This window comes from Leptolyngbya sp. FACHB-541 (assembly GCF_014695875.1).
Lineage (GTDB): Bacteria > Cyanobacteriota > Cyanobacteriia > Elainellales > Elainellaceae > JAAUTN01.
On record NZ_JACJPC010000027.1, the window covers coordinates 142,155 to 162,871 of the forward strand.

The 20,717-nt window shown below is 48.0% G+C and carries 20 protein-coding genes; 10 read left to right on the forward strand and 10 right to left on the reverse strand.

The window, feature by feature from the left end; genetic code table 11:
* Nucleotides 1–209: 209 nt before the first annotated feature.
* Complete coding sequence (locus tag H6G00_RS04095; protein WP_190795730.1) at nucleotides 210–398, forward strand: hypothetical protein; 189 nt, start codon at nucleotides 210–212, stop codon at nucleotides 396–398.
* A 68-nt stretch (nucleotides 399–466) separates the two neighbouring features.
* Here H6G00_RS04095 and H6G00_RS04100 read toward each other — a convergent pair whose 3' ends face one another.
* The 3 genes from H6G00_RS04100 to H6G00_RS04110 form a co-directional block, all read right to left on the reverse strand.
* Complete coding sequence (locus H6G00_RS04100; RefSeq protein ID WP_190795731.1) at nucleotides 467–2,203, reverse strand: CHASE domain-containing protein; 1,737 nt, start codon at nucleotides 2,201–2,203, stop codon at nucleotides 467–469.
* A gap of 101 nt (nucleotides 2,204–2,304) precedes the next feature.
* Nucleotides 2,305–3,009 (reverse strand): SAM-dependent methyltransferase, encoded by a 705-nt coding sequence (locus H6G00_RS04105; RefSeq protein WP_190795732.1) that lies wholly within the window; start codon nucleotides 3,007–3,009, stop codon nucleotides 2,305–2,307.
* A gap of 296 nt (nucleotides 3,010–3,305) precedes the next feature.
* The gene (locus tag H6G00_RS04110) at nucleotides 3,306–3,569 is read right to left on the reverse strand and encodes a hypothetical protein (RefSeq protein ID WP_190795733.1); all 264 of its coding nucleotides are present in this window, start codon (nucleotides 3,567–3,569) and stop codon (nucleotides 3,306–3,308) included.
* A gap of 207 nt (nucleotides 3,570–3,776) precedes the next feature.
* Here H6G00_RS04110 and H6G00_RS04115 point away from each other — a divergent pair, with 207 nt between their 5' ends.
* The gene (locus H6G00_RS04115) at nucleotides 3,777–5,234 is read left to right on the forward strand and encodes an aminotransferase class I/II-fold pyridoxal phosphate-dependent enzyme (protein ID WP_190645556.1); all 1,458 of its coding nucleotides are present in this window, start codon (nucleotides 3,777–3,779) and stop codon (nucleotides 5,232–5,234) included.
* On the opposite strand, the gene H6G00_RS04120 is transcribed toward H6G00_RS04115, so the two are convergent.
* Nucleotides 5,229–5,522 carry a hypothetical protein gene (locus tag H6G00_RS04120; RefSeq protein WP_190645557.1) on the reverse strand — a complete coding sequence of 98 codons (294 nt, stop codon included), beginning with the start codon at nucleotides 5,520–5,522 and terminating at the stop codon, nucleotides 5,229–5,231. The two genes, H6G00_RS04115 and H6G00_RS04120, sit on opposite strands and share 6 nt — an antisense overlap.
* A gap of 539 nt (nucleotides 5,523–6,061) precedes the next feature.
* Between H6G00_RS04120 and H6G00_RS04125 the strand changes: the two genes are divergently transcribed.
* Nucleotides 6,062–6,346, forward strand: coding sequence for a hypothetical protein (locus H6G00_RS04125; RefSeq protein WP_190795734.1), 285 nt, complete (start codon nucleotides 6,062–6,064; stop codon nucleotides 6,344–6,346).
* A 37-nt stretch (nucleotides 6,347–6,383) separates the two neighbouring features.
* Here the strand turns inward: H6G00_RS04125 and H6G00_RS04130 are convergent, their stop codons facing one another.
* Nucleotides 6,384–6,920 carry a DoxX family membrane protein gene (locus tag H6G00_RS04130; RefSeq protein WP_190645559.1) on the reverse strand — a complete coding sequence of 179 codons (537 nt, stop codon included), beginning with the start codon at nucleotides 6,918–6,920 and terminating at the stop codon, nucleotides 6,384–6,386.
* Between the two features lie 286 nt (nucleotides 6,921–7,206).
* Nucleotides 7,207–8,115 carry a hypothetical protein gene (locus tag H6G00_RS04135; RefSeq protein WP_190645560.1) on the reverse strand — a complete coding sequence of 303 codons (909 nt, stop codon included), beginning with the start codon at nucleotides 8,113–8,115 and terminating at the stop codon, nucleotides 7,207–7,209.
* A gap of 237 nt (nucleotides 8,116–8,352) precedes the next feature.
* On the opposite strand from H6G00_RS04135, the gene H6G00_RS04140 reads away from it, so the two are divergent.
* The 3 genes from H6G00_RS04140 to H6G00_RS04150 all read left to right on the forward strand — a co-directional run bounded on the left by H6G00_RS04140 (nucleotide 8,353) and on the right by H6G00_RS04150 (nucleotide 14,902).
* Nucleotides 8,353–9,588, forward strand: a complete 1,236-nt coding sequence (locus H6G00_RS04140) for a lipid-A-disaccharide synthase-related protein (RefSeq protein ID WP_190645561.1) — start codon at nucleotides 8,353–8,355, stop codon at nucleotides 9,586–9,588.
* A gap of 465 nt (nucleotides 9,589–10,053) precedes the next feature.
* A complete protein-coding gene (locus H6G00_RS04145) occupies nucleotides 10,054–14,529 on the forward strand; it encodes a choice-of-anchor D domain-containing protein (protein ID WP_190795735.1) in 4,476 nt (1,491 codons plus the stop codon).
* Nucleotides 14,530–14,620: 91 nt separating this feature from the next.
* On the forward strand, nucleotides 14,621–14,902 hold the full coding sequence (locus tag H6G00_RS04150) for a hypothetical protein (RefSeq protein ID WP_190683286.1): 282 nt from the start codon (nucleotides 14,621–14,623) through the stop codon (nucleotides 14,900–14,902).
* On the opposite strand, the gene H6G00_RS35180 is transcribed toward H6G00_RS04150, so the two are convergent.
* Nucleotides 14,845–15,111 carry a hypothetical protein gene (locus tag H6G00_RS35180; protein WP_347278148.1) on the reverse strand — a complete coding sequence of 89 codons (267 nt, stop codon included), beginning with the start codon at nucleotides 15,109–15,111 and terminating at the stop codon, nucleotides 14,845–14,847. The two genes, H6G00_RS04150 and H6G00_RS35180, sit on opposite strands and share 58 nt — an antisense overlap.
* Nucleotides 15,112–15,425: 314 nt before the next feature.
* Here H6G00_RS35180 and H6G00_RS04155 point away from each other — a divergent pair, with 314 nt between their 5' ends.
* Entirely contained in the window at nucleotides 15,426–16,202 is a 777-nt protein-coding gene (locus H6G00_RS04155) for a hypothetical protein (RefSeq protein WP_190795736.1), read from the forward strand.
* 218 nt (nucleotides 16,203–16,420) lie between these two features.
* Here H6G00_RS04155 and H6G00_RS04160 read toward each other — a convergent pair whose 3' ends face one another.
* A complete protein-coding gene (locus tag H6G00_RS04160) occupies nucleotides 16,421–17,869 on the reverse strand; it encodes a PLP-dependent aminotransferase family protein (RefSeq protein ID WP_190795737.1) in 1,449 nt (482 codons plus the stop codon).
* 191 nt (nucleotides 17,870–18,060) lie between these two features.
* On the opposite strand from H6G00_RS04160, the gene H6G00_RS04165 reads away from it, so the two are divergent.
* Together H6G00_RS04165 and H6G00_RS04170 are read left to right on the forward strand one after the other, a co-directional pair.
* Nucleotides 18,061–18,558: a GNAT family N-acetyltransferase gene (locus tag H6G00_RS04165; protein ID WP_190795738.1), complete on the forward strand. Its 498-nt coding sequence runs from the start codon at nucleotides 18,061–18,063 to the stop codon at nucleotides 18,556–18,558.
* 12 nt (nucleotides 18,559–18,570) lie between these two features.
* Nucleotides 18,571–19,074 (forward strand): GNAT family N-acetyltransferase, encoded by a 504-nt coding sequence (locus tag H6G00_RS04170; protein ID WP_190795739.1) that lies wholly within the window; start codon nucleotides 18,571–18,573, stop codon nucleotides 19,072–19,074.
* A gap of 46 nt (nucleotides 19,075–19,120) precedes the next feature.
* Here H6G00_RS04170 and H6G00_RS04175 read toward each other — a convergent pair whose 3' ends face one another.
* On the reverse strand, nucleotides 19,121–19,564 hold the full coding sequence (locus H6G00_RS04175; protein WP_190795740.1) for a DUF29 domain-containing protein: 444 nt from the start codon (nucleotides 19,562–19,564) through the stop codon (nucleotides 19,121–19,123).
* Between the two features lie 70 nt (nucleotides 19,565–19,634).
* On the reverse strand, nucleotides 19,635–19,955 hold the full coding sequence (locus H6G00_RS04180) for a hypothetical protein (RefSeq protein ID WP_190795741.1): 321 nt from the start codon (nucleotides 19,953–19,955) through the stop codon (nucleotides 19,635–19,637).
* Nucleotides 19,956–20,110: 155 nt separating this feature from the next.
* Between H6G00_RS04180 and recR the strand changes: the two genes are divergently transcribed.
* Nucleotides 20,111–20,713, forward strand: a complete 603-nt coding sequence (gene recR / locus H6G00_RS04185; RefSeq protein WP_190645664.1) for a recombination mediator RecR — start codon at nucleotides 20,111–20,113, stop codon at nucleotides 20,711–20,713.
* The last annotated feature ends 4 nt before the right edge of the window (nucleotides 20,714–20,717 follow it).

A 20,717-nucleotide genomic window follows, 5' to 3' on the forward strand; every position in this document is an offset into this window, starting at 1 on the left:
ATTTTTCTGCTGCATCTGCTTAAGTTCTTGCTTAAAAGCCTAAACCCCGATTGTTTGGTATGGGTTTCAAAGGCACACTGAATTCAGTTTCTAGAATAGCTGAGCCGCAACACCGCCAAGGCTAAACCTTGAACTAACCTCCAGCTAGCTCTTTTAGTTAGTAGCCCTCTGAGGGTTTCCCCCCATCTCTCAATCAAGGAGTTCAAATCGTGCAGCTAGAATATCGTCACCAACCTACTTCGGAAAACATTTCCATCCCCGATCGCGTCGGCACTTCAGACCTTCACTCAAAACTCATTTCAACTCACTACATCTCATCAAGAAAACCTAATTTAACCGCACAGTGGATCGTTGAAGACGGAAAACTGGTTTGTAAGTGGATCGTGAATCAGCCCTGATACTGCTGAAATATCTCGTAGAGCAAGTAGGTGACTTAACTAAACGTCAAAAAAGTGCGGGTTGGGTATTACTCCAATGGCAATTTCACAGTTACAGTTGTTCCCTGTCCTTCCTCACTCTCGATCGCCCATTCTCCCCGGTGCAATTCAACACAGGTTTTCACTACTGCTAAACCTAATCCTGTACCAGCAACATCACCTACGTTGCTGCCACGAGAGAAGGCTTCTTGAATTTGGGCTTGCTCTACAACTGGAATACCAATACCGCGATCGCAAATTTCTATGATTGCGGTTTGGTAATCACAACGCAAAATTATCTGCACGGACAGATTGTTAGGGGAATACTTAGCGGCATTAAAAAGCAAGTTAGTGAGTAGCGATCGCACCATTTTTTTATCCCAGAACGCCTTCGTGTTTTGACAATGGCTAGTCAAGCTAACGCGTTGATGGATATTATCTTCTAGTTCCTCAAGAACTTGCTGACAAAAAGGTTCTACTTCTAATAGCTCTGGGTTAAACTCCAGTTTGCCGACTTCTGCCCGCGTTAACGTGAACAAATCCGTAATCTGTTGACTCATTCGTTTTGCAGTGAGATAAATACGCTGAATGTTGTTTTGTTTTTGAGCTTCGGACAATTCGTCGCGGTTCAGTTGTAACGACTCTGCCGACAGCAGAATGGTGCTGAGCGGCGTGCGAAGTTCATGCGATGCCATTGAAAAAAACCGCAGTTTCAGGTTGTTTAACATCTTTTCCTGAGTCAACTCACGATTTAAGTTACTCAAAAAAAGCACTAGGCTGGCAGTCAGCACCAGTCCCACAAAAAGGGTGGTAGGTGCGCCATAGTTCAGATTAAACGGATAATTACCAGATGGTGAAAAGATGACTTGCCATTGGCGTTGTCCGACCGTGAGGGTACGGCTACAGTGAGTGGCTGTGGAGCATAGAGAGTGGGATGGGCGATCGCGCTCATTGGTCATCACCTGCTGAACAACGGCATCATATCGTCCCAAAAACCGCTGGTCGGCACTGACATTCTGGTCATATAAAACAAAGTCAATTTCGTATCCCAAATCCTGGAGTGATTCTTCAACCACATTTGAGACTCGAAAAACACCGAGCAAAAATCCTTCAAACTGCTCACGTCGGCTGGATACATCAGGAACCGTAGCCGTTTGATATAACGGCAAAAAGACCAGAAAACCAAACTGATCGCGTTGTTCTTGCACCAAACGGATACGTCCCGTTGCGGTAATCTTTCCCTGAGCTCTGGCAAACTCTATAGCGACAGCACGAGCCGGATTAGAGTTCAAATCAAACCCAAATGCGGCTTCATTATTGGCGAACGGAACAACGTAAGTAACGGGAATGTAATAGGGGCGATCGCCTGCTCTAACGAGCCGATTGTCACTCGTCAACTCAGTAATTTGAAAGTTTGGATAGCCTTCTGCCTGGATCGTTCGTTCAAAAGCTAAACGATCTGCCTGCTGCACCAAGGGTGCCCACTCCAGCGCCTGAATGCCAGGATATGTGTTGAGCGATCGCGCCACATAGTTAGAAAACTCTTGCCGCTCAACTTGCCCTTGAGTGACGACGTAGTAATCTCCCAAAAACGCCAGCACATCGGTATAGCGATTCAGGCTCCGCTGCAAGGCTGTTGCTAAACTCTCGATCTGTCTTTGAAACCGAGTTTGCTGGTTAGAAACTTCCCATCGACCCACAAATAAAGCCGCGAGGATAGATAACCCTACCCCTACTCCTAGCGCCAGTCTTAAAACAACGGGGTGACTGACAGAAAGCTTAGCCATACAAATATCTGAGCACTAATTGAGCCTCAAACAGATCTAAAGCGATCCTGAAGCGTTCCATCGTTCAAAAGGCTACAGAAAGGTGAAGCAATCGTGCCGTTCTAGATAAGGTGGTTGGATTCTGGGTTTCTCGAAATCTGTAGAAACTGATTGCCGCCGCGCTGAAATTCGTAAGAGACAGGTTTAATTTCTAATGAATATCCTTGCTGCGGCAATTCTTCCAGCACAATTGGCAGAATGGGTGAAGTTTCCCCAGAAAGGTCAAGAATTGGAAAAATCCGGACTTCGTTAGCGACTCGGCAAAGTTCTTGGATAGCGCTGAGGTGAAACTCGGTTGAAAGTTGGTCAGAGTAAGTGAAAAGCAAATGTCCGCATAGCGCCAAATCAAACTGCCCTGTGTGAAACGATAGCGTAGGCAACTGATCCACGACATAACGCCCCAACTGGAATCCTGTTGGAAAATCTACTAAAAACCGACGCATTGCCATTAGGCGAATTTCTCCTAACTGTTCTGGAGACTGGATCGCGTGCCAGACATAGCGATCGCGATTCGCCCGAACGCCTTCCACAATCGGGGCATAGGTTGCCTGAACGCGTTGCTCAATCTCACCCACAGAAAACTGATAGACGGGATCGCAGGAAATCACAGAGTAGCCCCTGTCAGTCATTTCAGCGTTGAAGCTAGCGGGACCACCCCCACAGTCCAAAATTTTTCGCTGTAAGTCGGCAGGCGATAGGGCAAACATGCCTATGTATTCGTCTAGCGATCGCCCCCAAGGTACAACGCTTTCCAGTTTTAATCCCAAAGAATGTCCTTTTATCACACCAATTGACTAAAAACAACTAAGTTATTGTACTCAGATTTAACTTGTCGTGATAGCCCACGTTTTTGCGAAAAGACTTAAATCTTTCAAACTACAGAAAAGCTTGAACTTTTCAAAAAATTCGTTTAGTTAAACTATTTGAATCAATCTAATTAGAAATAAACAAAGCGAGTTGTGAAAGATACTTTCCAGAACTCGCTCAAAAACCTTCTATCAATAAAATTCATCGTTTGAATGAATTTTATCGATACATCATTCAACGTAACTCAGGTTAAGATTTAGCGATAATAACGCTGTTCTAGCCAAATTCTTACTTCACTGCTAGAACCAAAGCTAGTAGAGTCTTTTGTAACTGGATCATAAACGCGCCAATATACGTTGCCTGCGCGATCACTGACCTGCCAAATCTGCACTTCATGAGTACCTACAATCAATTGAATCAACTGCTTACCAAACTGCTTCAACGCCGATAAAAAGCGATTGGAAACTGTCAACGATTGAACATGAGACGGCTTTAAGACTAATGGAGTAGAGAGTTTCATCTGGAGCTTTTCGCCTCTTAAAAACTGAATTCACTCTACTTTCTGTCATTTAGATAGTAATGAGAAGGTACAAATTTCCTGACTTTAACTGATACAGTTTCAAGCACGAACAAACTGTTCTACTAAAACTTTCAAAAACTGTACTAGGTGAAAGAATAAGGAATCGCTTATATTGCAAACTATGATGTGACTTAACCCTGTCTTGCCGTGAAGATTCCTCTTGATCGCCGTTCACCGGAGCCTGTGTACTTGCAAATCCGCGATCGCATCAGTCGCCTGATTCAATCTGGGATTTTGAAACCGGGCGATCGCCTCCCCTCGATTCGCGTACTAGCAGAGAATGCTCAGGTCAACAAGCTGACGGTCATTGAGGCATACGGCGTTCTAGAAGCAGATGGTTTAATCTATGCCCGTGCAGGATCAGGTTATTTTGTCAGCGCTGAGACCATTCCTTCACCCAAAGCTGCATCTACCTTTGCCCCCCAGCAAGAGGTAATCATTCCTGAGCAGGGCGAGATGTCTTACTTTGACATTTACTCCGCCTCAGTTCAGGCACAGCAGCAGGGCGAGATGATCAACTTCAGTTCCGGCTTTCCTCGCGCTACTGGGCTGGAAAATCTTCAACGCGTGGCTCGTCGGGCGGTTAAAGGCGTCAGCGACACGCTGTTTAACTACAACATTCCTCAGGGACAGCTAACTCTGCGTAAGCAAATCGTGCAACTGCTGGTTCAGCAAGGGTTAGAGGTTTCTCCAGAAGATTTGATCATCACCAATGGTTCCATGCAGGGAATTTCTCTGGCTGCTCACTACTACCTTCAGCCAGGAGATTGGGTAATTGTTGAATCTCCTAGCTATCACGGCGCGCTAGCCCTATTCCAACAAGCAGGCGCAAGAATCATTGGGATTCCGATGACCAATGAAGGAATGAATTTGACGCTGCTGGCAAAATATCTACACAGCCATCGTCCTAAACTGATTTATACGATCAGTACGCTTCAAAACCCAACAGGAATTACAACCTCACAGGCACATCGTCAACAGCTTCTACAATTAGCCTCTGAGTATAACTGTCCCATCTTGGAAGACAACGCTTATGAGGGATTGAGCTTTGGTATCGTACCGCCTCCGATCAAAGCCCTGGATCGTTCCAATTTAGTAACTTATGTGGGTACTTTTACCAAAACTTTGATGCCAGGGCTACGGTTGGGCTACATGGTCGTTACTGGGCAGCACTACCGGGCAATACTGGAGCGAAAGCTGCTGCGAGACCTCAGCGTTTCCACCGTTTCTCAGGCGATCGTCAGTGAATACCTGGCAGCTGGTTACTATCGCCACTATTTAAACCACTTGCGAAATAACCATTTGCATAGCCGTAATGTAATGCTGCAAGCGTTGGAGCAACATTTCCCTGAGTCCGCATCCTGGACAGTTCCCAATGGCGGTTTATTTCTATGGGTGAAACTGCCAGATGAGTTGCCGCTGCAAGCGATTTGCCATGAAGCCGCTCAGCAAAAAGTCCTGATCATCTCAGGGTCATCTTTCTTCCCTAATCAGCAGGGCTATCCCGCATTAAGACTCAACTTTTCAATGCTGCCGGAGGAGATTGAGCGGGGAATTGCGGTTTTAGGAAAACTACTCAGAAAATACAGCCATCAAAGCTTATGAAGTCTTCACGGGTGTAAACAATGATTGATTGAGCGATCGCCACTCATCAAAGCTGAGCAAATCTAACTCATACCAATCTCGCAACAGGTTAGCCAGAGAGTAACAAACAAGACGCTGATCAATTAGCTTTCTCGCTGCCCGCAGTGCTTCAAAGTCATGCGGATGAAGGGTGCGATCGCTAAGTTGCTGCCTGGATGGAGAATAACAAACTATCCTAAAGCCACCTTCTTCCTGTGCAACCTCAATCAGCCAATCCTGATAAAAGTCTGTGAGAGATGTATCCTTCATGAGTTTTACTACCACAGGCTAATTCAGTTGACAGATTCTTCAGCTAATCAAGGTTACAAAACCAAATTGTTAAAAGCTTGAGCAACATGGCGTAATTGCCACTCCAAAACTTCAGCAATCTGCTGAGAGATTTGTTGAGTCACTTTTTGTCTCACTTTTTCAAGAAATAGTACGGTTTGTTACAGAAGCCCCCTCAGGCTAAATCTCCTCAAAGTCTTTCCCCTAAAGGCTTAGAAGCTTTTGGATAACTTACTCGTTAAATCGAAGTCGTTAAATCTTCTTGCAGACCTGGTTGGACTGATGAATCGATACGCTTGAATGGACATAATAGATTTCAAAGCCTCTCGTTCAATTGGAAGTGAGATCAAAAGCCTTACAGATCTGAACGGTAGAAATCGGGCTAATAGAAGGTGTGCACCTCGACTCAGTTTTCGAGAACTCGCTGTAAAGCCGAAATTGAGCAAGAGGACAATCTGCATGCTGTCTAATCTTTTGTCGGACTCATGCTGCCGAGCGTAATTCTGCAAACTCTGACACTTATGAACTGGTACTCACAGATAACCCAACTCATTCTTGACTTTTACCGAGAAGACTTAACTGAGCTTAAGCAACTAGATGCACTTCCGAGGTGTCATGTCTCTCGACGCTGGGGAGTCCTGCGAGTCAACTGCCGCACCCAGGAAGCAGCCAGTGCCCTATACACCGCCAGGGATATCTTAAGAGAGCCAGTCGCTCAACTGCGACTGGCCCAGCAAATCAAAATTTTGCTCAATGGCACTTTAGTAGCGGCTTTGCCGGTTAATCCTTCAAAGCTAACCAAATAAAGCTAGCCACTAGCTCGGTAACTCACTGACAAACTCACTACTTTGAAATAGCCTCAGTAGATTTGTAGGAAGTTTCTAGAGACTCAAGCCGCTGCTCCTGGTTACTGCGAGTAACTGCATTGAGCCAACCTGCAAGCAAAGCATCTACGGAGAACAGCCCTCCCCCATTCACTAGATAAAACAGAAAACAGGCTGCATAAAGAGCAGAAAGCTCAAGGTATGGAATGCTAAAGCCTGCTACCAAGATGTGGTGGTACATGGCTACGAGCATGGTTGAAAACAACCCAGCTGCAGCGGGACGGGTTAGCAAACCTAAAGCTAAAAGAGGTGCACCAATTAACTCGGTATAGGCAGCGCAGTAGCTAAAGAAGATGGGAAAGGGTAAACCGATTACGGAAACGTAAGCTTGGGCAAAGCTCTCAATGTTAGACAGCTTGTCGAGACCGTTGTGAATCATCACGATCCCAGCAACAATCCGAAGGACTGCCCAGGCAGCCTGAGATAGGTAGTTGGGTGCGAGATTGGGTCTCAGTGCTGCCACCAGGAAGGCCGTAAAGCGCTGAGTAGTATTCACAGAAAAAATCCTTAAAGGTGAGATATGTATCAATGTTAAGGATCATAACAATTAGTAAAGCATTAAGCAATGTAAATGCTACTCATACAGTAATACTGATGGGTTGAAGGTTATGCCGTTTCTACAGGAAGCTGCTACGTTTTGGAGAGTGCCTCACATCCGCAGAGTACGCTTCAAAATGTGTAGCCTTAAAAAGAATTGGCATTAGGAACACAGGTTTTGCCTGTGCCTCTAAGTCGCAACTCTTTTGAAGATCAAACAAAATCTCCATCTTTGCTAAGAGCTATCAGTTGGTATCTTCTCCAAGGCAAAAACGACGGCAGGTGAGAACAGGAGAATCCTCTGTGCCATTCATGGGACAGTCTCTAGTGATGCAATTGACGCAGTTAGCTTGAGCTGGCAAAAACAGATCGGAAGCTGCATACAAGCTGATCCCTTGACTGATAAAGCCTCGGGCTTCCAGGTCGGACACTGCATCACAGATTAGAATTGCCTTTGGGATGTCAAGCTGGTTGCGGCAGTAGTTGATTTTTTCGAGGGTTTCGCTAAAGCTCTGGAGTCCAGTTTTGATTTCGACTAACACCTGCTGCGTCTGGCTTTGGAAACAGCAAGGCTTTTCCTGGCTGAAGTAGTCTTTGTATTGAATCGTATAGCTGCCATTGGGGTAGCGCAGGGTGCGAATCAGCCGTAGAAATGGGACATTAGGGTTTCCATCCGCGTCGAGCGTGTACCACCAGGATTTGTGGCAAGCTTCGTAAGACAAGCTGAGAATTTCATCGACCTGTCGAGGTAAAAATCCTACCTGTGTTAAGAGCGACAGTGCTTGTGCTAACGAAACGCTCTGTCCTAAGTTGCGGGTTTCCGACTCGCAGCGAGTTAGCTTTTGATATTCTTTTTGCTTAGTCGTTTGGTTGGTGTAAGGAAACAGGCTGTGTTCGGCTTCAAATTCAGGTGGAGCAAGGGCACAGTGAATAGATTCGTATCGAATGATGCCGTCAACTGAGGTTTGAGGGGCGATCGCCACGCCAATGCTGGAGCTAACCGTTCCGATGAGAGACGGACGGGCGATCGCGGGGGTGCAGTTCACCAGTAGCGATTTGAGAATGTTGTCATCGGCGATCGCCAGCGCAATCTGCACCTGATCGTGAGTCGAAGGCGATTGCTGCTGAATTGGACAAGTCAGGACATTGAGCATGAGCATGACCTGGATAGTGACTTGGGCTTTAGCGTTTTACGCCTATTTAGGATATTGTGGTGGCTCGATCAGCATAGACGGGCAAGATTTGTTGTTCTCTTAAGAAAGGCTTTATTTTGCTTGTTCTTGGCTGACCAAACTTCGCGTTTGTTTGAAAAAAGCAACAATCTTGAGTTCTTTTTCTTCCATTAAGGTGTTACACAATGACATGATGATTAGATCTCATCGTCAATTCGCATGAAGCTACTTTGCCTGAGTAACGGTCACGGAGAAGATGCGATCGCCCTTCGCATTTTGCAAGCCCTGCAACAGCATCCCAGCCATCCTAAGCTAGCGGCCCTACCCATTGTGGGAGAAGGACGCGCTTACATTCAGGCAGGCATTCCGCTGATTGGGCAAGTGAGACAAATGCCTTCGGGTGGCTTCATTTATATGGATAGCAGGCAGTTAGCGCGAGACCTAAAAGGCGGGCTGCTGCAACTCACGCTGTCTCAACTTAAGGCAATCAAAGATTGGGTTAAGACAGGCGGCTCGATTTTGGCGGTTGGCGACATTGTGCCGCTGCTGTTTGCCTGGTGGAGCGGTGCCCCCTATGCCTTTGTCAGCACTGCCAAGTCAGAATATTACCTGCGCGATGAGGCAGGTTGGTTGCCGCGCCCTTCCTGGTTTGAGCAACTCGAAGGCTGGTCAGGTTCCGTTTACCTCCCCTGGGATCGCTGGCTGATGAGCCGTCGCCGCTGCAAGGCTGTTTTCCTCAGAGACAGGTTGACAGCAGAGGTTTTAAGCAAGTGGGCGATCGCCGCTCACGATCTGGGCAACCCGATGATGGACGGGCTGGAGCCTAAAGGAATTCAACTTCACGCATCCGAAGCAGACTTTGAGGCTGAGCGACCGCTAACGTTAGTTCTGTTACCTGGTTCTAGAGTGCCAGAGGCATATCAAAACTGGCAGCACATTCTACAGGCAGTACGCGGTGTGCTGACTCTATTTAGACGGCGAAAGTTGCTGTTGTTGGGAGCGATCGCCCCCAGCCTGGAACTTTTGCCGCTGCAACAGGCTCTAGAAGCTCAAGGTTGGCGACAGCAGGCTGCTGATCCTGACCTCAAGTTCGTCCAACACAGTGCGACGCTGATTTTGACTCAGTCGGCATTTGAGGATTGTTTGCACCAGGCAGATTTTGCGATCGCCATGTCAGGCACGGCCACCGAACAGTTTGTTGGCTTGGGTAAACCTGCCCTGATTCTTCCAGGTGAAGGGCCGCAGTTCACCCCTGCTTTTGCCGAGGCCCAAACTCGATTGCTTGGACCATCCGCCATTCTGGTAAAACAGCCCACTAGAGTAGCTGAGGTGATTGACTCCCTCTTACAAGATCCCGATCGCCTTCAATTAATCAATGAAAATGGTCGTCGTCGCATGGGACAACCAGGAGCAACACAGCGGATTGCTAAAGTTCTGTTGGAGCAGTTGGGGTAGGGAAGTTAGGGGTTTAGGAGCTAAGGGTTAGGGTTGGACGCTAGGGGATGAGTTTTGCAGAATGTTTTGTAGAACGCCTCTGCCAGGTAGCTTAATAGCCTAAGCATCCTTAAATTCAAGTAGTACCAAAATTGCTATATCAAGGGGATCATGCCAAATTTGGACTAATTCTTCAAAATTAACGTTATGAATATAGAAATCAGTTGGCTTTTCTAGCAATTTGCAGGAGATACAGAGATAATTTGCACAACTACTTGGGGTTAATTTGTCACCTGCCACTCGTTATTTGTGATTCACTATATTGTTTACTCCTAATGACCCTTGACCGATGATCAATGCCCCCTATCATCCATAGCTCCACCTTCTTTTAATCTTCCTGAATCGATCGTTTTTCCTTGTCAAATTCCTCTCGAAATGTGACCGCTGACTTGTGCTGAATTGAATTAATGTTGCAGGGTTGCAATTATGATGCAAGAAACTCAGGAGAATCTTTTGGAGCAATCCAGGCAGGGCGATCCGGAGGCGATCGCCGCCCTGATTGACCGCTCTCTGCAACCCAAGGGCATTCGGACTCAAGCAGAAATTGACGAAGACTGTCTGCATCTTTTTCTTGAGGCAAATCAGGCTCCACCTCAGGCACAACTGGTTCCTTTTATTCGAAATGGCTTGACTAGCTTGGGCGTTGAGTCGATTCGGATGGTGAGAATTTATGGGCGACAAAAGGGGCAACGTCAACCGATTTGGCAGGAGGCAGTTGACCTTAACCCAGCCAATGCCTTTTCTGTTGCGACGGTGCAGCAAAGGCTCTCTACTCTATATCAGCCCTCAAGCAATACCAGCGGGATGGATAGAGGGTTGGATGAGTTAGGGTTAGAGCCATCAGACAACTCCGGGAATGGCACTGTCCTGCAACAAGAGCCAATTGGAGGGGTGGTCAATGGTCACAATGGAGCAACTCTAGTTCAGCCTGGTAATGCCGATGGCTCAGAGCCCTACAGTGGTGGACATGGCGTTGGGCAGCAGATTGCGATCGCCAACAAGGTCATGCACCTGACGGACTACGGTGGGGTGATCGACACCACACAAACCGGCGGTTTACGAAACTTGAAATTGCGTCCGGTTCCTACACCTCAGCGCTATTGCCCACCTTTTCCTGAGTTGTTGGGGCGACAGGTAGAAGTTGAGGCAGCGCTCACCAATCTGCGATCTGCTACACCAGTTGAGTTTTGGGGTGAAACGGGCTTAGGAAAAACGTCGCTATTGCAGGCGATCGCCTACGTCTCGGGCTTGGCAAACACCTTTCCCGATGGCATCGTCTATCGTCATGCCTACCGACAGACCGTGCCAGATCTGCTGCAAATTTTGCTAACAGATTTTTATGAATACGAAAGCAGCCTTCCCATTAAAGCAACAGAGACAGAAATTCGGGATGCACTGCAAGACAAAAAGGCCCTGATTCTGCTGGACGATGTGCAGATATCGCGGGAGGAAGTTGAAAATCTCCTCAACGCCTCACCCAATTTGACGTTTCTGCTAACTGGTTTGGAACGCCACCTTTGGAGCGAAGGACAAGCAATTCCAATACCAGGCTTGCCGCTGGACGATGCGCTGACCCTTCTGGAACGGGGTCTGGGTCGTCCGATTGAGGCGCAGGAGCATACTCCCGCTGCAAAGATCTGCAACGTGTTGGGTGGGCATCCGCTGCGAATTCTCCAGGTTGCGTCACTGGCAAGACATCAGGCAGCTGATGTAAATCGACCGTTTGATGAGCCCCTGAATCAACTGGAGGTAGATCATCAACCCGTCGATCGACAGCCATTTGAATCATCCCCTCTAGTCGCGATCGCCCAGCAGTTGCAGGACAGCCCCTCTCCAGAAGCGATGGTGTTAAAAGCGTCTGCGAGTCTACCGCAGGCAGAGCGGCAGGCTTTGGCGGCGCTGAGTGTGCTAGGCGGTGTGCCTGCCCGTCCAGAAAATTTGGCTGCTGTGACCAGACTGCCCGATGTTGAAAATACGCTGCGATCGCTATCTAGTCGAGGGTTAGCACTAACCGATGGCAACCGCTACAGCATTGCTCCAAACTTGCTTGCCCCCCTCCAACGAGTTCCCAAGCGCGACCAGTGGATCAATCGGATATTAAGTTATTTCACCACTTGGGCGGAGCAACATGGGCAGGTGACAGAACTTGCTCAAGAAAGTAATGTGTTGCTGCGAATGATGCAGCTTGGGGTGGAAACGCAGCGCTGGTCAGAAGTGCTGCGGCTAGCAAAGGCGATTGATCCTGCTTTGACGCTGAGCGGTCTATGGGGAGCCTGGGAACAGGCATTGCAGTGGGCATTGCAGGCAGCGCAGGCATTGGGCGATTGCGCTGCCAAAGCCTGGGCAATGCATCAGCTAGGCACTCGCGCCCTGTGTCTAGAAGATTCGTTTGCAGCTCAATCCTGGTTGACGCAGGCATTAGAACAGCGTGAATCTGTGGGCGACCAGCCCGGAACGGTAGCGACGCTGCACAATCTAGGGCTGCTTTTGCCTCCCCTCACTCAGGTAGAGCCACCCATTCCAGTGCTTGAGCCGGAGCCGGAGCCAATTGCCGCACCGATACCTACGCCGACTCCCCTTCCTACGATTAGTTCAACCTCGACTCCTGCACCGCCCTGGTTAAAGTGGGCAATTTTGGCAGGTCTGTTTGCAGCTCTGGGCACGCTGTTGGCCCTGCTGTTTACCTCTAATCGCAATTCCGATCTGTGGTTGAGCCGCGATCGCCTGGATTTTGACAACCAGGAGCAAAACACCGTCAGCGCGGTGGAGACGGTGGAGTTAGAAAATCGCGATTCAGCGCCTTTACAATTTAGCCGCGTTGCCCCGACGGGGGCTGATTCTGAAGACTTTGAAGTGACTGAAAACTGCACTGCTGCCCCAATTCAGCCAGCGGCAGGCTGTACAGTTGAGGTCAGCTTTGTACCAACCGACACGGGCAACCGTCGGGCTAATTTAACTTTCTATGATGCTCAGGGCGATCGCATACAGTCCATTCCCCTACGCGGTTCCGGCGAAGAGCCAAACAATCCACTGATCAGTTTCAACCCCAACCGACTCAACTTTGAGGCACAGGACGTTGGCATTCAAACGCCAATCCAGGTGATTACATTAGAGAACGTCAGTGCAGCTCCGGTCACCTTTGAGCGTATTGAGCTGGCAGGTCCGGCACGAGCAGACTTTCAGGCTACTGAAAACTGCACTGGACTGCCAATTCAACCAGGCGTGACATGCACGATTGAGGCGAGCTTTGCCCCAACCGCAGTCAGCGATCGCGCTGCCAGTTTAGTGATTCAAAGCAATACGAGCGATCGCCCCTGGGCGGTGCCATTGCGTGGGTTTGGCAATGAATCGGCTGCCGCAGGTTCCCCTCAGCAGGGCTTTAGCGGCAGCACAACCAATCTGGGAGTAAATCCTGACAGTGTGGACTTTGGGGAACTGCGAGTCGCTGGCGCAAACGTTGCGCCTCAACGGGTAACAGAAACGATTACCCTGAATAATCCTGGTTCTGCCCCAATCGTGATGCAGGAACTTAGCCTGGGCGGGCAGAATGTAGACGATTTCCAATCTTCCACTAATTGCACCAACAATACAGTTGCGCCCAACTCAAGCTGCACTGTTGAAATTAGCTTCGCTCCTGGTGCGGCAGGCGAGCGGGTTGCCGACCTGCGGATCGTCAGCAATGCCCCAAATGGCATCGTAAGTGTGCGGTTGGGCGGCACTGGAGTTAACGCAATTCCCCGCGTGCCGCGCATTGCCCTTACTCCAGACGAACTCACCTTTGACGCGCAAGAAACTGACCCTAATGGCAAAGTCATCACCATCAGAAACGACGGTGCAATTGATTTGCGAGTTGGCAATATTGCGATCGCAGGTAACGATCCTAATTATTTTGCTCTGGCAACGCGAGATAACTCAATCAACTGCGCTAACACCGTCCTGGCTCCTGGCGAACGGTGTGATGTGGCGATCGCCTTTCGAGGCTCAGGCAGCGATCGCACTGCCGAGCTAACCGTTTCCAGCAATGCCCCCAATCGCATCCCTGGTGTTGGGTTAACTGGACGGGGCAGCGGAACCAGTAGTGGCGACAACGGCAATGCTAGCAGCGGTGCTGGCAGCGGTGGCGGCAGCGGCACTCCGCAAGCCGCGAGAATTAGCGTCACACCCGCAAACCTTACCTTTAACACCGCAAATAGCGAAGCAGTCATCTCAGTCACCAACAACGGCACTGCCGACCTGAGACTTGGCAACATTGCCATCACCGGAAACAATCCCGACTCTTTCTCCAGCGCCGAAGATAATGGCTTAATTAGCTGTTCTAATACTGTTTTAGCTCCTGGCGATCGCTGTGACATCAGCATCTTGTTCGCCGGTTCAGAGAGCGATCGCGCTGCCCAACTGACCATTCCCAGCAATGCCTCCGACCGTCCGATCGCGGTGAATCTGATCGGCGTTGGAAGTAGCTCAGGGGAAACTCCGGGCGCAACTCCAGGGGAAACTCCGAGTGAAACTCCGGGCGGAAATTCATCTTTGTCGCTCAGTTCTCCAAATCTTAATTTTGGCACTCAGCCGTTGCTCGTCACAGCTGACCAACAGGTTCTAACCTTAACAAACACAGGCTCAAATCCTTTAGAAATTGGCAATATTGCCTTTACGGGTGATCCTGATTTTTTTGCACTCTCAACTAGCTCAGGCGACACTTTGGAGTGTTCCTATCAGTCCCTTGAGCCGGGAAGCAGTTGTCAGCTTACTCTTGGCTTTACGCCTTTTGCAGCGGGCGATCGCACCGCCCAACTTACCATTCCCACCAACGCTCCCGATGGCCCCGTTAGCGTCAGCCTCAGTGGCTCTGGAGAACCTTCTGGAAATGCTGCTGTCCCAAGCTACACTCCCTACGGACGTTAATATTTCGCGAACATTTTGCTAGCCTTTCACTAGAATTCGCCTATCGATTAGTCTGCGTTGTGTCACTACCCAAATCAACCCCTCCTCCATCATGGATACTGCCCAAGATCCCTTCTGCCAAGCCAACTATTTTCTGAGAAAAGCTGCTTACGACCGCTGGCACCGACAGCAGAGCAAACAACATATATTGCGATCGCAACTTGGCTTCACTGACGTTAGCCCCTCTCGCCCCAAGGTCTGCCAGCGCTGCGAACACTATCACGGCATTGCCTACGGCTACAACCGCGCCAACCGCACTGTACTAATTTGTGGCTTTCACCCCTTCGGCTGGCAAGGAGACGTCTGCCCCGACTGGAGTGAACTCAAAGATTGAACACCAAAATGGTGAACTATTCGATGTCCGATACAGACAATTCGGGATTGAGCATCAGACAGTTGCTCAAACAACAGTTGCTTAAATAAAGCGTTAGTTGCAGTTAGGATGTCATCTGAAAGCTCAAAAGTTCCACTTTCAACATCAACCGCCACAATCCTGCCATAAATACCTTCCTCAACTTGTGAGCAAGCACAAGACTCATAGATCTCATCACCTCATCGAGCGAATTCTTCCTTGCTACAACGAGGTCGTCGAACCCCCAAAAGCCTGATCTCACCTCAACTTAACAAGTTGTTAGACAGCTTGCTTGTTCACAAACATTTCTACTTTAATGAGGCTGTGCATTTGTGTTAAGTACAGATGTTCCTGCCATAATTAAGTTGATTTTAGTATGTGCTCTCTCTACTGACCAATAGATTCGGATGGTAAAGCTGAAGCCTGATCCAATAGCAGCGTCTGACCTAATTGAGTACCTGGATACCATTCGGACTTTTCATTCGAGATCAAAACTTTAAGAGAATTGATCAAGCTAGGTTTTACTTGCGAACATGGAGGTACTTATGAAGATCCTGCTACACAGATACCTCGTGAATATGATATTCGTGCAACTCGTCAGATAGAGGAAAAACTCCTGCGTCTTGCGGTTGAATGTAAAAATCTCCGCCCTAATTTTCCGATCCTGATTTCATGCTTACCTCGACGATCTGAAGAAGCATTTCATGAATTGTCGATTTCTGTTAAGCCACAGACTGAAATTCAGACTAAGTTCGGAACAACGCAACGTTTGACACCTAAAACAGCTGCCATGATTTCTTATGCTCAAACCTATCGATTGAAAAACACTGATTCTCTTTATCCTGCTGGTGCATTTGTTGGTAAATCATGTGATCAGGTTGGCAGATTAAAGAACGATGCTGACATCTTTTCTGGTGATTCAGGTATTTACAACAAGTGGTCACAAGCATTGAGTTCTGCCCATGACTTAATATCTCTAATATTTTCTGATGGAAAGCGCATTGGTCAGCAGGCGGCTTCATTGGTTTTCCCCTTAGTTGTTGTCCCTAACAACCGGTTGTGGTGCGTAAAATATGACGTGAATGGAAACCGTATTTCAGATCCAGAGTTGGTAAATCAATGCCCATTCTTTGTAAATCGAAAGTACCTCTATCAATCATCATCTGGTGAAAAAGAGTTCGTTATTTCTCATCTTGAGTTTGTCACCTTAGATGGTCTTCTAGAATTTGCAAGTCATCTTTGTAGTAGGGACGCTAAGAAGCTATTTTCAAAAAATACTTAACACTAAATTTTCTGCCAAAGAGATTCTTGAACACATCATATGTTGACTTTTCACCGTGTCTAACAACTCTAGTGCAGCAGATTTACCAAAGCCCCTAGTGATGCTGCGAAGGTGTCGGCAACCGATGATCGAGCGAATGCAGCAAAACCCAATTCCAACGAATACCCCCGATTCCCATGAGATACGTTGCATGAACTAGGAATTGCCAACCGCAGATGCTACGCAGTCCGAGCGATCGCCCCTGCCAACTGCCCTAAAACATTAACAGCTTGCTCCACTTCGCGTGACCAGGGATAGCCGCAGTTCAACCGAATGCAGTTTTGGTATCTTTGTGTAGTTGAGAAAATTGGTCCAGGGACGATGCTAATGTTCTGCTGCATCGCCTGTCGGTATAGCTCCAGGGAATCGACGGTTTCAGGTAGCTCCACCCACAGCAAAAAGCCGCCTTGGGGTCGGGTAATCTTAGTCCCTTTTGGGAAGAACTGGCTGACTGCCTGACTCATTCGCTGTACCTGAATTGCATAAGCCTGACGCAGTTGCCGCAGGTGGTGGTCGTAGCTGCCGCTTTGAAGGAATTCGGCGATCGCCAATTGCAGCAAAACTGGATTTGAAAGCGTGTTGGCATATTTCAGCCGCTCAACCTGAGGTTGAAATCGTCCTGCCGCTGTCCAACCCAGACGATATCCAGGAGCTAACACCTTAGAAAAAGAAGAACACAGCAGCACCATTCCTTCTCGATCAAAGGCCTTAGCAGGCTTGGGGCGATTGGCATCAAAATAAAGATCCCCAGAAACATCATCCTCAATCAGCGGAATCTGTGCCTGAGCCAGCATTTCAACCAATTGCTGCTTGTTTTCCTCCGGCATACAGCTTCCCAATGGATTACTGAAGGTTGGGGTCAGGAGACAGGCTTTTACCGGATGAGTGCGAATGGCAGCGTCCAGCGCTTCCAGGCTAACGCCATCTCTAGGATGGGTGGGAATTTCCAAGGCCTTCATTCCCAAGCTTTCCAAAATTTGTAGAAATCCGTAAAAAACAGGCGACTCCACCACGATCACGTCCCCTGGCTTTGCTACCGCTTTGAGGCAAAGATTGAGCGATTCCATACAGCCGCAAGTGGTGACAATTTCTTCAGCGGTAAGGCTACCTCCCCAAGTGAGCGATCGCCGCGCAATCCGTCGCCGCACATGCTCGTTTCCGGGCGGCAGATCATAAACATTGCTGTTGACATCCGCATGACGAGCAATTTTTGCCAAAACGCGATTCAGCTTCAGCGTGGGTAACAAGGCAGGACTGTTTACCGATGCCCCCAACGGAAACATTTCTGGGTTTCGTGCCGCAGCCAAAATTTCAGAAACCAGTGAGCCAACTCCAACAGGTGTGGCGATCGCCTCGGGCGCAGAAATTGATGGCTCCGGCGGCAAATCCTGCTGTTGGGACCGCACATAATAGCCCGATTGGGGACGAGCTTCTACTAAGCCCTCACTCTCCAGCAACCGATAGGCTTCTAGCACCGTCGTCACACTAACGCCAAGCTGAGAACGAAGCTGGCGCACCGAAGGAATGCGATCGCCCGTCTGTAAGGTGCCTTGCTGAATCAATCGAGCAACCTTATCGGCAACCTGTTCATAAAGCGGACTCGACTTAAGCGATTTGCTCTCATTCATGCAGCCATCTTGCCCGAAGTAGGAGCCAATAGACAGACACAATTTCCGTTACAACTAACAGTACAGTTAATCTCAAAATAAAACTGTTAGGGTACAAATCCGATTAACTGCATCTGTTTGTGGCGTGAAGGCTAGCTTAGAATTTGGTTGAGTCTTGTTTCTACAGATTCTTCTCCATTCTGGGCTAGCCAATGCCAACCGTACAGACTTACACATCTGAATATCGTGACCAGGTAATTAACTTAATTCGACATGTTCAGCAAGATGAATTTGCAGCACCGATCAAAATTGAGAACCAGCCCGACCTGCTCAAAATTCCTCAGTTTTATCAAGTTAAAAAGGGAAACTTTTGGATTGCTACTGAACAAGAAAGAGTAGTAGGTACGATCGCCTTAATTGATATCGGTAATAGTCAAGCTGCGATCCGAAAGATGTTTGTTGATCAAAACTATCGAGGCAAGCATATTGGGGTTGGTCAACAGCTTCTCAACACTTTATTAGATTGGGCTGAAATCCACTCTATCTCAGAACTTTATCTGGGCACGATTGAGGTCTTTAAAGCTGCCCATCGCTTTTACGAAAAGAATGGTTTTCTACAGATCAACCAAGCTGAATTGCCTTCTACATTTCCCGTCATGCAAGCAGATACTCGATTCTACAAGTACGTTCTTTCAACCCTAAACGGTTAGGAGATGTCCTTGATGCAGTCAACCAGTGGTATTCAAGTTGAAATTAAAGGATATACTCCCGGCACGATTGGTCGCATTACCGAACTTCATGCCATTTACTACAGCCAAAATTGGGGCTTAGACGTAAAGTTTGAAGCCGAAATCGCGACTCAGCTATCAGAATTTTTGCTTCGCTTTGAGCCATCTCACGATGGCATTTGGACAGCAAATTTGAATGGGGAGGTTGTGGGGGCGATCGCCATTGACGGCAGTAAAGCCAAATCTAAAGGTGCCCGATTAAGATGGTTTATTCTTTCACCCGAATATCAGGGTTATGGGATCGGTCAACTGCTGTTAGAGAAGGCGATCGTTTTTTGTAAACAGGCTCAGCTCAATCAAATTTATCTTTGGACTTTCTCAGGATTAACTGCCGCTCGACACCTCTATGAAAAGTTTGGGTTCGTCGTTGACGAAGAATACACAGACAATGCTTGGGGCAACTCAGTAACTCACCAGAAATTGAACCTAAAGCTTTAGGATGAGGAGCATTTTTCACCCTTTAAACTCTCTCTAAACCGTCAATCTAATCTGGCTCTGGCAAGAAATCAGGATTGATCGTTTGTTCAACTGTATAAGGACAAACTTCTGGAAAAATTTGTTCTCCCAGCTGAGTTTCCCGAATTGCTAAAGCTAAGCCTAACTCATAAGCAGCAAAGAAAATTTCAGCCAGATAAGATTTCAAACTAGGACTATCTTTCAAAAGCAGCTTAATCTGAATCCTCTGTTCACGAATTGTTCCTAGCCAGCTATTGTTGCGTTTTTCAGATTGGAATTGCCACTTCAACAGATGTCCCAATAGAATACCTAATCGATTTCTTAACTCTTGGCGCTCTTTTCTGCCCAAAGTTTCAATTTCTTCAATCAAGTTTGCTGCATCTAATTGTTCCCATTGATGCGCTTTGAGCAAACCAATCTGCTCCTGCGTCCAGGCATAGAAATCTATTTCATATAGGTGAAGGGTATCCATCTGTTTTACCTTTGACAAAGCGAATGCTAAACGCAGGAGCGTTTCTAGGAAACGCTCCTACGCAAATGGGCTATAGTTCTGTGCCAACCGCAGGGCCGTTATCTGAGTCGATAATAATCAGCTCTTGCGGTAGTCCTAGCTCACCGGGTGGACGAATAATATTGGAACGAATTGAATCCTCGTCAAAGACAGTTTGGTTAATGTTGTTTTCTAGAGTGTTGAGGCGCTCGCCATCATATTCAAATTCTTCAGGCTCTTGTTCGGGGAGTAGAAGCTGAGATGCATTACCTTGAGGAACACCAACTGACTCAGTTTCCAGAGTGTTAGCCCAGGCAGAAGTGGCTCCAACAACGCTCAGAAGTGTTACCGCAGTTAGAAGAATGAGTTTCATAGTTTGCCCTCTCGTCTTGTCTCAATAGCGAACTCGATCAAGCTACTTCAAAACCGAAAACGGGCGCTGCCCATTACACCAGCTACCTCAAGAGTAGCCCACAACCCCCAAAGGATTGCTATATGATCAAATTTTAGGCAGGAAAACCTGGAGGAATTCTGACAGCTTACACACGCCCTCTAGCTCGTCTCATCGAGCAGTTTCAGCGATTACCTGGTGTTGGTCCCAAAACAGCCCAGCGTCTCGCGCTGCACATCCTCAAGCGCCCTGAAGAAGAGGTCAAAGCGCTGGCTCAAGCCCTGATGGAAGCTAAGCAGCAAGTTGGCTTCTGTTCTGTATGCTTTCACCTATCTGCTGAACCTGTCTGCGAAATCTGTAGCGCTCCAAACCGCGATCACAACACTATTTGCGTGGTTGCCGATTCCAGAGATGTGATTGCCTTAGAGCGAACCCGTGAATACAAGGGAAAATATCACGTCCTGGGCGGATTGATCTCACCTATAGACGGCATCGGTCCGGACCAACTTCACATCACACAGCTTGTGCGAAGGGTCAGTCAGCAGAGCATTAAAGAAGTGATTTTGGCAATTAGCCCCAGCGTTGAAGGCGAAACAACCACCCTTTATGTTGGGCAGTTGCTTAAACCCTTTACGCGAGTCACCCGAATTGCATTCGGCTTGCCCATGGGCGGCGATTTGGAATATGCCGATGAAGTAACTCTGGCACGCGCTCTGGAAGGCAGGCGAGACTTAGATTAGGAAC

Excerpts from the sequence above, each read along its gene's own strand:
- H6G00_RS04165 (WP_190795738.1), top strand. The coding sequence starts at position 18,061 with ATGCCAACCGTACAGACTTACACATCTGAATATCGTGACCAGGTAATT.
- H6G00_RS04100 (WP_190795731.1), bottom strand. The coding sequence starts at position 2,203 with ATGGCTAAGCTTTCTGTCAGTCACCCCGTTGTTTTAAGACTGGCGCTA.
- H6G00_RS04120 (WP_190645557.1), bottom strand. The coding sequence starts at position 5,522 with ATGAAGGATACATCTCTCACAGACTTTTATCAGGATTGGCTGATTGAG.
- H6G00_RS04170 (WP_190795739.1), top strand. The coding sequence starts at position 18,571 with ATGCAGTCAACCAGTGGTATTCAAGTTGAAATTAAAGGATATACTCCC.
- H6G00_RS04150 (WP_190683286.1), top strand. The coding sequence starts at position 14,621 with ATGGATACTGCCCAAGATCCCTTCTGCCAAGCCAACTATTTTCTGAGA.
- H6G00_RS04135 (WP_190645560.1), bottom strand. The coding sequence starts at position 8,115 with ATGCTCAATGTCCTGACTTGTCCAATTCAGCAGCAATCGCCTTCGACT.
- H6G00_RS04110 (WP_190795733.1), bottom strand. The coding sequence starts at position 3,569 with ATGAAACTCTCTACTCCATTAGTCTTAAAGCCGTCTCATGTTCAATCG.
- H6G00_RS04145 (WP_190795735.1), top strand. The coding sequence starts at position 10,054 with ATGATGCAAGAAACTCAGGAGAATCTTTTGGAGCAATCCAGGCAGGGC.
- H6G00_RS04160 (WP_190795737.1), bottom strand. The coding sequence starts at position 17,869 with ATGAATGAGAGCAAATCGCTTAAGTCGAGTCCGCTTTATGAACAGGTT.
- H6G00_RS04175 (WP_190795740.1), bottom strand. The coding sequence starts at position 19,564 with ATGGATACCCTTCACCTATATGAAATAGATTTCTATGCCTGGACGCAG.
- H6G00_RS04180 (WP_190795741.1), bottom strand. The coding sequence starts at position 19,955 with ATGAAACTCATTCTTCTAACTGCGGTAACACTTCTGAGCGTTGTTGGA.
- H6G00_RS04125 (WP_190795734.1), top strand. The coding sequence starts at position 6,062 with ATGAACTGGTACTCACAGATAACCCAACTCATTCTTGACTTTTACCGA.
- H6G00_RS04140 (WP_190645561.1), top strand. The coding sequence starts at position 8,353 with ATGAAGCTACTTTGCCTGAGTAACGGTCACGGAGAAGATGCGATCGCC.